The sequence below is a fragment of the Blautia massiliensis (ex Liu et al. 2021) genome, assembly GCF_052064225.1.
Classification (GTDB): Bacteria; Bacillota; Clostridia; order Lachnospirales; family Lachnospiraceae; genus Blautia_A; species Blautia_A fusiformis.
On record NZ_JBQHWA010000006.1, the window covers coordinates 38,202 to 51,727 of the forward strand.

Annotated in this window: 17 protein-coding genes; 5 read left to right on the forward strand and 12 right to left on the reverse strand. The window is 45.8% G+C overall.

Features of this window, described 5'->3' with window-relative positions; translation table 11 throughout:
• The first annotated feature begins 37 nt into the window (after positions 1-37).
• On the forward strand, positions 38-658 hold the full coding sequence (locus ACTNDQ_RS03465; protein WP_441063722.1) for a DUF1836 domain-containing protein: 621 nt from the start codon (positions 38-40) through the stop codon (positions 656-658).
• Positions 659-788: 130 nt separating this feature from the next.
• On the opposite strand, the gene ACTNDQ_RS03470 is transcribed toward ACTNDQ_RS03465, so the two are convergent.
• Positions 789-1,106 carry a YerC/YecD family TrpR-related protein gene (locus ACTNDQ_RS03470; RefSeq protein WP_015526079.1) on the reverse strand — a complete coding sequence of 106 codons (318 nt, stop codon included), beginning with the start codon at positions 1,104-1,106 and terminating at the stop codon, positions 789-791.
• A gap of 239 nt (positions 1,107-1,345) precedes the next feature.
• Between ACTNDQ_RS03470 and ACTNDQ_RS03475 the strand changes: the two genes are divergently transcribed.
• The 3 genes from ACTNDQ_RS03475 to ACTNDQ_RS03485 are packed head-to-tail and all read left to right on the forward strand — an operon-like array spanning position 1,346 to position 3,503.
• On the forward strand, positions 1,346-2,035 hold the full coding sequence (locus ACTNDQ_RS03475) for a YesL family protein (RefSeq protein WP_279199036.1): 690 nt from the start codon (positions 1,346-1,348) through the stop codon (positions 2,033-2,035).
• Positions 2,035-2,976, forward strand: coding sequence for a TIGR01212 family radical SAM protein (locus tag ACTNDQ_RS03480; RefSeq protein ID WP_144093755.1), 942 nt, complete (start codon positions 2,035-2,037; stop codon positions 2,974-2,976). The genes ACTNDQ_RS03475 and ACTNDQ_RS03480 overlap by 1 nt, the downstream gene beginning before the upstream one ends.
• A gap of 14 nt (positions 2,977-2,990) precedes the next feature.
• On the forward strand, positions 2,991-3,503 hold the full coding sequence (locus ACTNDQ_RS03485) for a DUF4364 family protein (RefSeq protein WP_059086750.1): 513 nt from the start codon (positions 2,991-2,993) through the stop codon (positions 3,501-3,503).
• A gap of 35 nt (positions 3,504-3,538) precedes the next feature.
• On the opposite strand, the gene ACTNDQ_RS03490 is transcribed toward ACTNDQ_RS03485, so the two are convergent.
• The 11 genes from ACTNDQ_RS03490 to infC form a co-directional block, all read right to left on the reverse strand.
• Entirely contained in the window at positions 3,539-4,861 is a 1,323-nt protein-coding gene (locus ACTNDQ_RS03490; RefSeq protein WP_059086749.1) for a replication-associated recombination protein A, read from the reverse strand.
• 182 nt (positions 4,862-5,043) lie between these two features.
• Entirely contained in the window at positions 5,044-5,808 is a 765-nt protein-coding gene (locus tag ACTNDQ_RS03495; protein ID WP_441063726.1) for a polysaccharide deacetylase family protein, read from the reverse strand.
• A 102-nt stretch (positions 5,809-5,910) separates the two neighbouring features.
• A complete protein-coding gene (locus tag ACTNDQ_RS03500) occupies positions 5,911-6,531 on the reverse strand; it encodes an AAA family ATPase (RefSeq protein WP_059086748.1) in 621 nt (206 codons plus the stop codon).
• A 10-nt stretch (positions 6,532-6,541) separates the two neighbouring features.
• Positions 6,542-7,252: an ABC transporter ATP-binding protein gene (locus ACTNDQ_RS03505; RefSeq protein WP_092071187.1), complete on the reverse strand. Its 711-nt coding sequence runs from the start codon at positions 7,250-7,252 to the stop codon at positions 6,542-6,544.
• A 14-nt stretch (positions 7,253-7,266) separates the two neighbouring features.
• The gene (locus ACTNDQ_RS03510) at positions 7,267-8,025 is read right to left on the reverse strand and encodes an ABC transporter ATP-binding protein (protein ID WP_021651650.1); all 759 of its coding nucleotides are present in this window, start codon (positions 8,023-8,025) and stop codon (positions 7,267-7,269) included.
• A gap of 2 nt (positions 8,026-8,027) precedes the next feature.
• Positions 8,028-9,101, reverse strand: coding sequence for a branched-chain amino acid ABC transporter permease (locus ACTNDQ_RS03515; protein ID WP_278797149.1), 1,074 nt, complete (start codon positions 9,099-9,101; stop codon positions 8,028-8,030).
• A 10-nt stretch (positions 9,102-9,111) separates the two neighbouring features.
• Positions 9,112-9,996: a branched-chain amino acid ABC transporter permease gene (locus ACTNDQ_RS03520; RefSeq protein WP_015526088.1), complete on the reverse strand. Its 885-nt coding sequence runs from the start codon at positions 9,994-9,996 to the stop codon at positions 9,112-9,114.
• Between the two features lie 97 nt (positions 9,997-10,093).
• Positions 10,094-11,254: an ABC transporter substrate-binding protein gene (locus tag ACTNDQ_RS03525; protein ID WP_278797147.1), complete on the reverse strand. Its 1,161-nt coding sequence runs from the start codon at positions 11,252-11,254 to the stop codon at positions 10,094-10,096.
• 238 nt (positions 11,255-11,492) lie between these two features.
• Positions 11,493-11,849: a 50S ribosomal protein L20 gene (gene rplT, locus ACTNDQ_RS03530; protein WP_015526090.1), complete on the reverse strand. Its 357-nt coding sequence runs from the start codon at positions 11,847-11,849 to the stop codon at positions 11,493-11,495.
• Positions 11,850-11,882: 33 nt separating this feature from the next.
• Positions 11,883-12,080 (reverse strand): 50S ribosomal protein L35, encoded by a 198-nt coding sequence (gene rpmI, locus ACTNDQ_RS03535; protein WP_021651646.1) that lies wholly within the window; start codon positions 12,078-12,080, stop codon positions 11,883-11,885.
• Positions 12,081-12,163: 83 nt separating this feature from the next.
• Positions 12,164-12,658, reverse strand: coding sequence for a translation initiation factor IF-3 (infC, locus tag ACTNDQ_RS03540; protein WP_015526092.1), 495 nt, complete (start codon positions 12,656-12,658; stop codon positions 12,164-12,166).
• Positions 12,659-13,098: 440 nt separating this feature from the next.
• Between infC and ACTNDQ_RS03545 the strand changes: the two genes are divergently transcribed.
• Positions 13,099-13,422: a DUF1540 domain-containing protein gene (locus ACTNDQ_RS03545; protein ID WP_288786797.1), complete on the forward strand. Its 324-nt coding sequence runs from the start codon at positions 13,099-13,101 to the stop codon at positions 13,420-13,422.
• Positions 13,423-13,526: the final 104 nt, after the last annotated feature.

Here is a 13,526-nt window from a genome sequence, read left to right on the forward strand (position 1 = left end):
TTAAAACTATATAATAGGGAGCAGAGGTGATAACGCGATGACAGAAAAAGAAAAAGAAATGATGAACAGCATTTTTGCAAAAATTGCTGAGCTTGATTATATAAAACCCGATGAAATTCCCAATATTGCTCTTTACATGGATCAGGTCACAACCTTTATGGAAGATAATCTCGCTTCCACCAAGCGTCATGATGATGACAAAATCCTGACCAAGACCATGATCAACAATTACGCAAAGAACAAGCTCCTTCCCCCGCCGGAAAAGAAGCGCTATTCCCGGGAGCATCTGCTGATGCTGATCTTTATCTACTATTTTAAGAATATCCTCTCCATCAGTGATATCCAGACCCTTCTGGGACCGATCACCGAGAAATACTTCAAGTCCGTTACAGAAAAGGACATGACTTACATCTACCAGGAGGTTTTCAGTATGGAGCAGTCACAGATCCGTTACCTGGAAAAGGATCTTATGCGCCGTTTCAAAAGTGCCGGAGAAATTTTTGAGGACGCCGACCCGGAGGATAAGGAATTCCTTCACCAGTTTTCCTTTATCTGTCTTCTTAGCTTCGACGTATACATGAAAAAAATGATCATCGAAAACATGATCGACCACATGAATTCCTCAAAAGATACGGATTCCTCAAAAAAAGACAAATAATATCCGGAGCTCATATCCGGTCATAAACGTGCGTCGCCGGGCGCACCGAAAAAAAAGAGACAGACGCACGATCGCCTGTCTCTTTTTCGTTACAGCATTATCCGTTATCATCACGGTATGGACGTAATCCTTATTCTGCTTCGCCGCCCTGCTCCCCGTTATCCTTCTTCATACGTGCAAATACCATCTCATAACCATCATTTCCATAGTTCAGGGAACGGTTCACACGGCTGATCGTAGCTGTGGAAGCTCCTGTTTTCTCGGAAATATCAAGGTATGTACGCTTATCAGTAAGCATCTTGGCTACCTCGAAGCGCTGAGATAAAGAAAGCAGCTCATTGATGGTGCACACATCCTCAAAAAATGTATAACACTCTTCCTTGTCCTTCAGGCACAGGATCGCTTCAAAAAGATGATCCACAGCCTCCGTCCTGATTTTTTTGCTCATTGTTACGCTCCTTTAAAATACATAAATTTCGTCTAATACAATACTGATATTTTAACACTCTAAATCGTGATAAGCAAGCCTTTTAGGGAAATTTAATAAACTATTTCGATATTTTGTCTTTCTATGGCGGACACATGATTTTCCCATTTCCACTGCCCCGGAAAACATTTGGGATTTGCTTTTTCTGCTGTGATTGGGTATACTTAAAATAATATCCAAAAGAAAAGGAGACTTATCAAATGAATCGTTTTTTCAACATGGACAACAAATTCTTCGTGTTCATGGGACGCGTAGCAGACCTGCTTCTTCTGAATTTTCTGTGCATCCTCTGCTGTATTCCGATCGTCACCGCAGGCGCCTCCATAACAGCTCTCTACTATGTCACACTGAAGATGGCAAGAGACGAAGAATCTTATATTGTCCGCAGCTTTTTCCGCTCATTCAAACAGAACTTCAAACAGGCGACCATCATCAATATCATCATGCTCCTCACCGCTGCTGTTCTGTTTATCGATCTTCGGATCGCCAGAGCCGGAAGCGGAGCTATGTACAAAGGACTTTTCAGTCTGTTCATTGCATTTGCACTGATCTATGCGATGATCCTTCTGTACATTTATCCGATCCTTTCCAAATTTTTTAATTCCGTCAAGAATACCTTTGTAAATGCATTCCTGATGTCCGTCCGCCATCTTCCGCTGACACTTTTGATGCTTGTGATCTCTGCGTCTCCGCTCCTACTGATGTGGCTTTTTGCTTATGTGAGCTACGCACAGTTTACATCCATCCTGATCATGCTTTTTATTCTGATGGGATTTTCCACGCTGGCCTACTGGAAATCAAAGATCTTTGTAAAGATCTTCGATAACTATATACCGAAAGATGAAAACGAAGAAAACGGCGAAGAGAAAAACGAACCGAAAGAGGCATAATGAAGCGCTGGAACGACAAGCCTTATCATTCTCTGGACTATATGCTCCGGGAGCGATACGGCGAAAAGGTCTACCGGGTTGCATTAAACGGCGGCATGTCCTGTCCCAACCGTGACGGCACCTTGGGCAAAAAAGGCTGCATCTTCTGCAGCCAGGGCGGAAGCGGAGATTTTGCAGCAAACGCCGCTCTTTCCATTACAGAGCAGATCAACACACAGATCAAAAGTCTCTCTTCCAAACGCCCGATCCATAAATATATCGCCTATTTTCAGGCATATACAAACACATACGCTCCTGTGGAACACCTGCGTAAGATCTTCACAGAAGCCATCTCCCATCCGGATATCGTGGCACTGTCCATTGGTACCAGACCGGACTGTCTGGGAGATGATGTACTGGAGCTTCTTGATTCCCTGAACCAGATCAAACCGGTGTGGGTGGAGCTGGGACTCCAGACTATCCATGAAGATACCGCCAGATATATACGGCGCGGCTATCCACTGTCCTGTTTTGATACCGCAGTGAAAAATCTCCGCGCAGGCGGCATCGAAGTGATCGTCCACACCATCCTGGGGCTTCCCGGCGAAAGCCGGAAGGATATCCTGGAAACAATGGCTTATCTGAACGCCATGGATATCCAGGGGATCAAGCTGCAGCTTCTTCATGTACTGCGTGGCACAGATCTTGCCGCTGATCATGAAGCCGGTCTTTTCCGCACTTATGAACGGGACGAGTATCTGAACCTTGTCATTGACTGTCTGGAACATCTCAGACCGGATATCGTGATCCACCGGGTCACCGGCGACGGACCGAAGGATCTGCTGATCGCACCTTTATGGGCCAGCCGCAAACGAGAAGTTTTAAACCTTCTTCATCACCGGATGAAAGAAAGAGCAAGTTTTCAGGGAAAAGCTCTCGAAGCCCTTTCCCGCAGCCAGTAAAAAGGAGGATTCTTATGGCATCACCTTTTACAACCTATAAACTTATTATTTTATATATGCTGCAGAATTCCGATGGGGATCTCACAAATTCCCAGATCACCGATTTTATCCTGGACCGGAAATACACCAATTATTTTCAGCTCCAGCAGGCAGTTTCCGAACTTGTGGAGGCAGATCTGGTGGAAATGTCTTCACAGTCCAACCGCAGTTACTATCGACTGACCTCCGAGGGAAAAAACACTCTGAAATATTTTTCCAAAGAACTTTCCTCTGACATCAAGAAAGAAGTGGAAGAATATCTCAATTCCCTCCACTGCAAGATTGAAGAACATCTCCTGACTCCTGCAGATTACTATCCCACCAAAGAGGGCAGCTACTCGGTACGTCTGCGGATCATCGAAAGCGGCGTCAGCATCGTTGATCTCAGCATCAATGTGCCAAATCTTGCTGCTGCACAGTCTGTATGTGAAAGCTGGCCTTATAAATACCAGAATGTTTATGACAAAATAATGGAGGAGCTTCTCTGAGAGGCTCCTCCGTTTTCCGTTGTACTTATATTCATTTATTTCGCTTCTTCGTGGATCTTCTTCATATGCTCTTTCAGTTTCTTTTCATATCCCATATCACTGAGCTCGTAAAAATGTTCTCCTTCGATTTCTGATGGCAGATACTGCTGTTTTACATAGTGATTCGGATAATCATGGGCATATTTATATCCGATACCATGACCCAGACTTTCGTGGCCACCATAATGGGCATCCTGCAGATGCACCGGAACGGTTGTCTTCTTCGCCTTCACGCAGCGCATGGCTTCCTGTATGGCATTTACTGCAGAATTGCTCTTGGGTGCACAGGCCATGTATGTAACTGCCTGGGAAAGAATGATCTGGGACTCCGGCATTCCCACACGTTCCACTGCCTGTGCTGCTGCCGTTGCCACGCAGAGGGCCTGGGGATCTGCGTTTCCGATATCTTCGGAAGCAAGGATCATGATCCTTCTTGCGATAAATTTCACATCTTCTCCTGCATAGAGCATTTTTGCCAGATAATAGACTGCCGCATCCGGGTCGGAGCCTCGCATGCTCTTGATAAAGGCAGAAATGATATCATAATGATTGTCCCCGTTCTTATCGTAGCGCACCACACGCTTCTGGATACACTCAGAAGCCACCTCAAGGGTCAGATGGATCTTACCGTCTGTATCACGGGGTGTGGTGAGGATTCCCAGTTCTATGGCGTTTAAGGCGCTTCTGGCGTCTCCTCCTGCCATATCTGCCAGAAATTCCAGAGCATCCTCCTCGATCACCGCCCCATAGCTTCCCATTCCACGTTCCGGATCGTTAACCGCACGCAGGATCAGTTCCTTTATCTCCGGTATCTCCAGGGACTTCAATTCAAAGATGATCGATCTTGAAAGAAGCGCTCCGTTTACCTCAAAATATGGATTCTCTGTTGTGGCCCCGATAAGAATGATGGTTCCGTCCTCCACAAAGGGAAGAAGATAATCCTGCTGTCCCTTGTTGAAACGGTGGATCTCATCAATGAACAGAATGGTCTTTTTTCCATACATGCCGAGATCGTCCTGTGCCTGCTTTACAACTGCTTCCATATCTTTCTTCCCTGCTACGGTTGCATTGATCTGGGTAAAGCTGGCGCTTGTGGTATTGGCGATGACTTTTGCCAGAGTAGTCTTTCCGGTTCCCGGAGGGCCGTAAAAAATAACAGATGTCAGCTTATCCGCCTTTATGGCACGATACAGCAATTTATCTTTTCCTACGATGTGCTGCTGTCCCACCACCTCATCCAGCGTTCGCGGACGCAGCCTGGATGCAAGAGGTGACTCCTGATCCAGCGTTTTTGACTTTGCGTATTCAAATAAATCCATGGCTTTCACTCCTGTATTTTCTGTAAAAAGCGGATATTCACGATCCGTATTCTTTTCATAGATCTGTATCCGGCAACGATCATTTCATTTGTTTCCGGCATACGGACAGATTCCTTATTTTTATAATTTTACCTGTTTGCACATAAAAAAGCAATCGTTTCTGCCTTTTCGGCAAATCACAGTTACATCACTAGCAGCTGATCTGCAGTTACCAGGTCATATCCTTCTTCCGTAAGCATATCCGCGATCTCCAGGGCCGCTTCCACGGAGGTAGAAAAGCTGTCATGCATCAGGATAATGGAGCCATCCTTCACTTGTCTTTTTACGATATTTTCCACAGAACGGGCATTTTTTGATTTCCAGTCCAGGGTATCCACATCCCAGAATACCGGCAGCATGGTCACACAGAGCTCCAGATCCTTCGGCCATGCACCGTAGGGCGGGCGAAGATACATGGGATATTCTCCGGTGATCTCGTAGATCTCATTATTCGTCTTTATGATCTGCTGACAGGCCTGATCACCGGGAAGCTTATCAAGCTGCACGTGATCATACGTGTGATTACCGATGAGATGACCGTCTCTCTGCATCTGCGTTACGATCTCCTCATTTCCCCGGATATTTTTTCCCATAAGAAAAAATGTGGCATGGATCCCACGCTTCCGCAGGCCATCCAGAAGCAGAGGTGTATATGTTGCATGCGGTCCATCATCAAAGGTAAGAGCCACACGTGGACGATCCTCTTTTTCGCTTCTGTCAGAGGCTGTCTCAGCCACCGGTTCTGCTGCTTTTTGTCCGTACTGCGCCGCCACCAGCCGGAGCATCCCCTCACCGGCGATCATTCTGGTCACCCGCATCCGAAATGCACTGTCTGAGATTTTTCCATATCCGCTGAGCAGGATCAATACCATTGCCACTACACAGAAATATTTTTTTCGCTTATCCATATTTCCCGCCGGATCAAATATACTTTTCCACAATATATGAAAAAATCCCCGGGAAAAGACTTTTGGCTTTTCTTTCCCGGGGAATATTCTCTGATATATGTCTTATTTTTTCAGGATCTCAAGTGCACTCTCGATCTCCTCCACGCATTTCTCATAACCAAGGGTACCGTTATCCAGGCACAGATTGTATTTCGTCATGTCTGCCCAGTCAACACCCATGAAACGTTTGCAGAAATCTTCTTTGCGTTTGTCATCCTTCTGCATAAATTTCTCAATATCCTTTGTAGTTCCACTGAGCTTCTTACTTGCCTCACGGATACGGAAATCCCAGTCTCCGTAAACAAACACACGAAGAACATTGGAATAATCCTTCAGGATCATATTTGCACAACGTCCGATGATCACACAGGACTCTGTTTCTGCCAGCTGCCGGATCACCTTTGCCTGATAATTAAACAGGTTCTCATCGGATGTAAAATCCTTGCTCTGAGGCGGGATCAGCTCACCCTTGTAGATTCCGGACTTTGCAAAAAATCTCTGCTTTGTGCTGACATTTTCATCTGCCCTTCCAAAAAGCTGCTCATGAATGCCGCTCTCCTCAGATGCCATGCGGATGATATCCTTGTCATAGTAAGAAATCCCTAATTTCTTTGCAAGCTCCTCTCCGATGGTACGTCCACCGCTTCCATACTGTCTTGCAATGGTAATTACGAAATTATCCATGTCTTTCCCCCTACTCTCCAAGATATGCCTTCTGAACGGCCTCGTCATTCAGAAGATCCTCTGCCTTTCCATCCATAGTAATACTTCCTGTTTCCAGAACGTACGCTCTGTCCGCAATGGAAAGAGCCTTCTTCGCATTCTGCTCAACCAGAAGCACTGTAGTTCCGCTCTCACTTACCTCGCGGATAATGTCAAAAATCTCATTTACAAAAATCGGCGACAGACCCATGGACGGCTCATCCATCAGAATGATCCTTGGTCTGCTCATCAGTGCACGTCCCATGGCAAGCATCTGCTGCTCACCACCGGAAAGTGTTCCGGCACGCTGTCCTTTACGTTCTTCCAGACGCGGAAATCTCTTGTATACACTTGCAAGACTCTCTGCGATCTCTGCCTTGTCCTTTCTTGTATAGGCTCCAAGGAGCAGATTCTCATAAACGGACATATCCGCAAATACACGTCTTCCCTCCGGAACATGCGCCATACCCATCTCTACGATCTTATGCGCCGGTGTTCTTGTGAGGTCTTTTCCCTCAAACACAATGCTTCCGGACTTCGGAGAAAGAATTCCGGTAAGTGTCTGAAGTGTGGTTGTCTTTCCGGCGCCATTGGCACCGATCAACGCAATAACCTCTCCCTGATTTACATGAAAAGAAATTCCCTTCAGAGCCTGGATCACACCATAATAGACCTGGAGGTCCTTTACTTCCAACATTGCCATTGTCTCGTTCCTCCTTATTCTCCCAGATATGCAGTGATAACCGTCGGGTCTTTCAGCACTGCAGATGTCTCACCCTGGATCAGTACCTGACCGAAGTTCAGAACAGTCAGTTCCTCACAGATACCGCCCACCAGTTTCATGTCGTGCTCGATCAGAAGAACAGTCATATCAAAATGCTCCCGCACAAAACGGATAGTATCCATCAGCTCCTGTGTCTCATTCGGGTTCATACCAGCCGCCGGCTCATCCAGGAGAAGAAGCTTCGGCTCTGTGGCAAGAGCTCTGGCGATCTCCAGTTTACGCTGTTTACCATAAGGCAGATTTCCTGCCAGAGTGTCTGCTTCCTTATCCAGGTCAAACACCCTCAGTATCTCCATGGCACGTTCATTCATCTCTTTTTCTACCTTGTAATATTTCGGCAGTCTTAAGATCCCGGTCAGTGTGGAATATGGATGATGATTGTGAAGTCCTACTTTTACATTGTCAAGAACCGGCATATCCTTGAAAAGACGGATATTCTGGAAGGTTCTTGCGATTCCGGCCTTGTTGATCTCAATGGTGCTTTTTCCTGTGATGTCCTGGCCGTCCAGTTTAATGATTCCCTCGGTAGGCTTATACACGCCTGTGAGAAGATTGAATACTGTTGTCTTACCGGCACCGTTAGGTCCGATCAGTCCATAGAGCTGTCCCTTCTCAATGGTCATATTAAAGCCGTCAACAGCACGAAGACCGCCGAACTGGATAGACAGATTATTTACTTCCAGCATTGCCATGATCAGGCCACCTCCTTTTTCTCTTTTTTGCCTTTGAATTTCTCTACCATGCGTGCTCTCCAGTCTCTCGCCGCCGGTGCCCAGTTAAAGAGCATCATGATGATCAGTACGATAGCATAGATCAGCATACGGTAGTTTGCGAATCCACGGAGAAGCTCAGGCAGTGCATAGAGGATAATTGTTGCAATGATAGATCCTCTGATATTTCCTATCCCGCCAAGTACCACATATACCAGTACCAGGATGGACATGTTGTAATCAAATACAGATACCTTCAGAAGAGAAAGGTTATGTGCATACAGCACACCTGCCACTCCTGCAAGGGCTGCGGAAATTGTAAATGCAAGCAGTTTGTATCTGGTGATATTGATTCCCACGGATTCTGCTGCGATACGGTTATCTCTGGTTGACATAATTGCGCGACCACTTCTGGAATTTACCAGGTTCTGTACAATAAACAGAGTCAAAAGGAGCAGGAGCACACCGATCAGGAAAAAGTAACTCTTGATATCTTTATAAAGGGTTGCTGTTCCGGAAATACCAAGGGCACCCTTGAGGATCTGCTTTCCGCCGGCTTCCAGATGAAGACCTGCCGCACTGGTTGCAACGTGAAGACCTTTGTCATCTACACCAATGTAAAGCACGTTGATCAGGTTCTTGATGATCTCACCGAATGCCAGGGTAACGATGGCAAGATAGTCACCACGGAGACGAAGTACCGGGATACCGATGATCACACCGAACAGTGCTGCAACTGCTGCGCCTACAAGGATCGCAAGGATAAAGCGCGGAACCTGCGGGATAGAATCTGCAACCACCTGAGAAAACAGAGCGCTGGAAAAGGCTCCCACGCACATAAAGCCTGCATGTCCAAGACTCAGCTCACCGGAAAAACCAACTACCAGATTCAGCGAAACGGATGCAATGGTATAAACGCAAAGAGGAACCAGAAGTCCCATAAGCAGTCTGGAAAGATTTCCAGTTGAGGAAAGCGCCTGCACAATGACAAAAAGTACAATGACGATTCCATAATTGATCATATTGTTTCTTGTTGTTTTGTTCTTCATATTCTTCATATCGGCCACCTTACACTTTCTCCTGGATGTTCTTGCCGAACAGTCCGGTAGGTTTTACAAGAAGCACGACGATCAGGACAGCAAATACGATCGCATCTGCAACCTGGGAAGAAATATAAGCCTTTCCGAAAATCTCGATGATTCCCAGAAGGATACCGCCTACCATAGCTCCCGGAATAGAACCGATCCCACCAAATACGGCAGCTACGAAAGCCTTGATACCAGGCATGGCTCCTGTGTATGGAGTCAATGTCGGATATGTCTGGCAGAGCAGAAGTCCTGCGATGGCCGCAAGTCCGGAACCGATGGCAAATGTGAGGGAGATCGTTGCATTAACGTTAACTCCCATCAGCTGTGCTGCATCTCTGTCCTCGGAAACTGCCTGCATGGCACGGCCAGGTTTTGTCTTTTTTACAAAGAGGGAAAGTCCCACCATGATAATGATACATGCAAGAATGGTCACGATAGTGATTCCCTTAATGGTAAGCTCTCCGTCAAACAGTGTGATGGACGGAACCTTGATAACTGCTACGAAACTCTTGGCGTCTGCACCAAAGATCAGGAGTGCCAGGTTCTGAAGCAGATAACTGACACCGATAGCCGTGATCAGAACGGCCAGGTTTGAGGAAGCTTTTCTAAGTGGACTGTAAGCTACCTTCTCAATGACAACACCAAGCAGTGTACAGATCACAACGGAAAGGATCACAGCAAGGATCGGTGACATGCCGCCTCTTGTGATACAGGTAAGGATGATATAAGCTCCCACCATGATAACATCTCCGTGTGCGAAGTTCAGCATCTTGGCAATACCATAAACCATGGTATATCCAAGTGCGATGATCGCATAGATACTGCCAAGACTGATGCCGTCTTTTAAATAAGATATAAAACTCATAACGCACCTCTTTTAATAGTTTATTGATAAGGAAAAAAGGGGGCGGCTCCCACTAAAGGCAACCGTCCCCCTGACCCCTAACGTTCACTGAAATTACTTATTTCATCTCTACATAAGCGCCGTCTTTGATCTCGAAGGCTTTCGGCTCTTTATCACACTCGCCATCCTCGGTCCATTTTGCTTTTCCGGTAAGTCCATCAAGCTCAATGTTTACCATGGAAGCGCTCATTGCTGCACTGATATCCTCGTTTGACATATCAGGTGTGATCTTTGCATCATCTGCTGCAAGCTGCATAGCATAGATAACATCGTATGTATCTGCTGCAAACTGGTTCGGTGTCTCACCATTGTTGGCATCACCGTATGCTTTTACGAAATTCTGGCTCTTCTCATCTGTAGATGTTGCAGAGAATGGTGTCAGAAGCATAACTCCCTCTGCAAGCGATTTGTCGAAGTTCTCTACGTTGAGGATACCGTCCATACCGTCTACACCGAAGAATTTAATATCAAGTCCTGCCTCAGATGCCTGCTGAAGGATCAGAGCGTTGTCAGAATAGTAGTTCGGAAGGAACAGAAGCTCAGCACCGCTCTTCTTGATCTTTGCAAGCTGTACGGAATAATCTGTGTTGCTGTCTGTTGTATAAGCCTCATCTGCAACTACATCAAGTCCCACATTTCCTGCTTCCTCAACAAAAGCATCATGAACACCTGAGTTGTAGTCAGCTGCGGAATCATAAAGTACAGCTACCTTTGTAGCAAGCTTGTGCTCGGAAATAAACTGAGCAGATTTTGTTCCCTGTGCCGGGTCTGTGAAGCACATACGGAATTCATTGGTTCCTGCTGTGATACAATCAAGTGCTGTAGCTGACGGTGTAAAGAGGAATGTGCTCTCTGCTGCCTCAGCTCCTACTGCGATGCAGGAACCGGAGGTTACTGTACCGCAGAGCATCTGCATTCCCTTGTCAAGAAGGTCATTATATGCGTTCACTGCTTTCTCAGGATCTCCCTGATCATCACCTGCATCAAGGATCTCAACCTTATATCCGTTGAATCCTCCGTTCTCGTTGATCTCATCTGCAGCGATCTTTGCTGCGTTGTATACGTTAGTACCGTACTGTGCGTAATCACCTGTCATCGGTCCGATCACACCGATCTTAAATGTCTCATCCTCTGCCGCAAAAACGGATGCAGGCATCATCATTGTAGCTGCCATTGCTGCTGCGGATACAACACCAAGTACTTTCTTCCAATTTCTCATAATAATCTCTCCTCCTTCGCTTTACCGCGTTACTAATTAATCAATGGTAAAATTATAGCATCACACCTTTTTTATTGCAAGGTTGAATTTATCTATTCGCATTTTTTCGTCTGATTGCACAAGGCGGACACTTGTCCGCGGTACAGCCTGCGCATTTTTTCAGCAAAACGCCGGACTTTCCACAAACAGAAAAAGCCAGGGATAACTCCCTGGACTTCTTCGTCACATCCTTATTCGATTATGCGATTGCTTTCTTAGCGATCTCAGCAAGAGCTGTGAAGCCTGCTGCATCGTTAACAGCCATCTCTGCAAGCATCTTTCTGTTGATGTCGATGTTTGCAACCTTAAGGCCGTGCATCATTTTGCTGTAGGAAAGTCCGTTCATTCTTGCTGCTGCGTTGATACGAGCGATCCAGAGCTGTCTGAACTGACGTTTCTTCTGTTTTCTTCCTGCATAGGAGCTTGTAAGAGCTCTCATTACAGACTGTTTTGCTACTCTATACTGTTTGGAACGGGCTCCTCTGTAGCCTTTTGCCAGTTTTAATGTACGGTTATGTCTTTTCTTTGCGTTTAATCCGCCTTTAATTCTTGCCATTTCTTAATTCTCCTCCTGTTCGTCTTCTCTATCTTATAAATATGGTAATACTTTCTTCATGCTCTTTACATTAGTAGAATCAACAACAGTAGATTTTCTCAGGTTTCTCTTTCTCTTCTGAGATTTCTTTGTAAGGATATGGCTCTTGTAGGCTTTATTTCTTACTAATTTTCCTGTACCTGTTTTTTTAAAGCGCTTTGCTGCTGCTCTGCAAGTTTTAATTTTTGGCATTATGAATTCCTCCTTGATTTGGTACTTCTAAATTTTATATAGCATCCCGTTCTGCCCGGCTGTTGCCGTGAAGACTGAGATATCTACCGTTTCTCAGTCAGAAACATAGTCATGCTTCTGCCTTCTACCTTCGGAGCCTTCTCTACAGTCGCTATATCGGACAGAAGATCTGCGAAGTCATCAAGCACATGCCTACTGCTGGACATATGTGCCATCTCTCTTCCGCGGAAACGAAGTGTAACCTTAACTCTGTCACCCTTGCTAAGGAACTTTCTTGCTGCATTTACCTTCGTCTTCAAATCATTCGTATCAATGTTCGGGGAAAGACGCACTTCTTTGACATCGATGGTTTTCTGCTTTTTTCTGGCCTCTTTTTCTTTTCTTGCAAGCTCGTAACGGTATTTACCGTAATCAATGATCTTGCATACCGGCGGTTTCGCCTGTGGGGCAATCTTTACAAGGTCAAGTCCTGCCTCCTGCGCTTTCGCCATCGCTTCTCTGGCGGACACGATTCCAAGCTGAGCTCCGTCCGGACCAATCAAGCGTACCTCTCTGTCTCTGATCTGTTCGTTAATCATTAAACCGCTAATTGTTGTACACCTCCATGAACATGATAGAATTATTTTTTTCTTTCTCATTAATGTAGCTTAAGCCGCACAAAAAAAGCGCAGACAGATGTCCACACTTCAAATAATTACACCTGCGCACTGACGGTTGATCCGTTCGCAGTACTGTGCAATATTGACCTGAGTCGCTTATCTTCAGCGCTGAGGTGAGAGTGAACTCTGCTTTCTTTTCGCTACGTACTTTAAGAGGATACCATGGTGTCTGCTATTTGTCAACTGTTTTTTATATTATTATGTATTTATTTTTTGAGTATAAATTTTTCTTCTTCCGGACATACTATGCAACATCGGAATCTGTCAAGCCTTACCGCAGTGCTGACGATCAGACAGGATGCGCATTCCGGCAGGCTGACGGTTTCCGGTAAAATCATAATTATCAGGAGGACACTTTTATGACAAGTCTTAAATGCTCCGCACACAACTGCTGCTATAACAAAAATTCTCTCTGCTCCAGGGGATCCATCAGTGTCGAAGGTGCAGATGCTCGTTATGCGGACGACACCGCCTGTGAAAGCTTCCGTGACCAGGAAGAGTGTGCTGTAAAAAATTCCGCAGATCCCTGCTGTGGGTGTGAGACCGTTAACATCGACTGCAAAGCACACAACTGCACCTACAATGAGCACTGCAAATGCACCGCAGCTTCCATCAATGTATCCGGTGACAATGCACATCGCTGCTGTGATACAAAATGTGATACTTTCAGCTGCGAATGCTGATATCCTGAACAGAAATCCTGTTTCCATACAGAGCAGACATTCCTGTTTCTTTTGATCAGAAAGTCAAAAAGATCCGGCAGCGTTCCAGATGGAGTCTCTGCCGG

What these genes read in the sequence shown, in the direction of transcription:
- ACTNDQ_RS03465 (WP_441063722.1), top strand. Translation starts at nt 38, where the DNA reads ATGACAGAAAAAGAAAAAGAAATGATGAACAGCATTTTTGCAAAAATT.
- ACTNDQ_RS03470 (WP_015526079.1), bottom strand. Translation starts at nt 1,106, where the DNA reads ATGAGCAAAAAAATCAGGACGGAGGCTGTGGATCATCTTTTTGAAGCG.
- ACTNDQ_RS03475 (WP_279199036.1), top strand. Translation starts at nt 1,346, where the DNA reads ATGAATCGTTTTTTCAACATGGACAACAAATTCTTCGTGTTCATGGGA.
- ACTNDQ_RS03480 (WP_144093755.1), top strand. Translation starts at nt 2,035, where the DNA reads ATGAAGCGCTGGAACGACAAGCCTTATCATTCTCTGGACTATATGCTC.
- ACTNDQ_RS03485 (WP_059086750.1), top strand. Translation starts at nt 2,991, where the DNA reads ATGGCATCACCTTTTACAACCTATAAACTTATTATTTTATATATGCTG.
- ACTNDQ_RS03490 (WP_059086749.1), bottom strand. Translation starts at nt 4,861, where the DNA reads ATGGATTTATTTGAATACGCAAAGTCAAAAACGCTGGATCAGGAGTCA.
- ACTNDQ_RS03495 (WP_441063726.1), bottom strand. Translation starts at nt 5,808, where the DNA reads ATGGATAAGCGAAAAAAATATTTCTGTGTAGTGGCAATGGTATTGATC.
- ACTNDQ_RS03500 (WP_059086748.1), bottom strand. Translation starts at nt 6,531, where the DNA reads ATGGATAATTTCGTAATTACCATTGCAAGACAGTATGGAAGCGGTGGA.
- ACTNDQ_RS03505 (WP_092071187.1), bottom strand. Translation starts at nt 7,252, where the DNA reads ATGGCAATGTTGGAAGTAAAGGACCTCCAGGTCTATTATGGTGTGATC.
- ACTNDQ_RS03510 (WP_021651650.1), bottom strand. Translation starts at nt 8,025, where the DNA reads ATGGCAATGCTGGAAGTAAATAATCTGTCTATCCAGTTCGGCGGTCTT.
- ACTNDQ_RS03515 (WP_278797149.1), bottom strand. Translation starts at nt 9,101, where the DNA reads ATGAAGAATATGAAGAACAAAACAACAAGAAACAATATGATCAATTAT.
- ACTNDQ_RS03520 (WP_015526088.1), bottom strand. Translation starts at nt 9,996, where the DNA reads ATGAGTTTTATATCTTATTTAAAAGACGGCATCAGTCTTGGCAGTATC.
- ACTNDQ_RS03525 (WP_278797147.1), bottom strand. Translation starts at nt 11,254, where the DNA reads ATGAGAAATTGGAAGAAAGTACTTGGTGTTGTATCCGCAGCAGCAATG.
- rplT (WP_015526090.1), bottom strand. Translation starts at nt 11,849, where the DNA reads ATGGCAAGAATTAAAGGCGGATTAAACGCAAAGAAAAGACATAACCGT.
- rpmI (WP_021651646.1), bottom strand. Translation starts at nt 12,080, where the DNA reads ATGCCAAAAATTAAAACTTGCAGAGCAGCAGCAAAGCGCTTTAAAAAA.
- infC (WP_015526092.1), bottom strand. Translation starts at nt 12,658, where the DNA reads ATGATTAACGAACAGATCAGAGACAGAGAGGTACGCTTGATTGGTCCG.
- ACTNDQ_RS03545 (WP_288786797.1), top strand. Translation starts at nt 13,099, where the DNA reads ATGACAAGTCTTAAATGCTCCGCACACAACTGCTGCTATAACAAAAAT.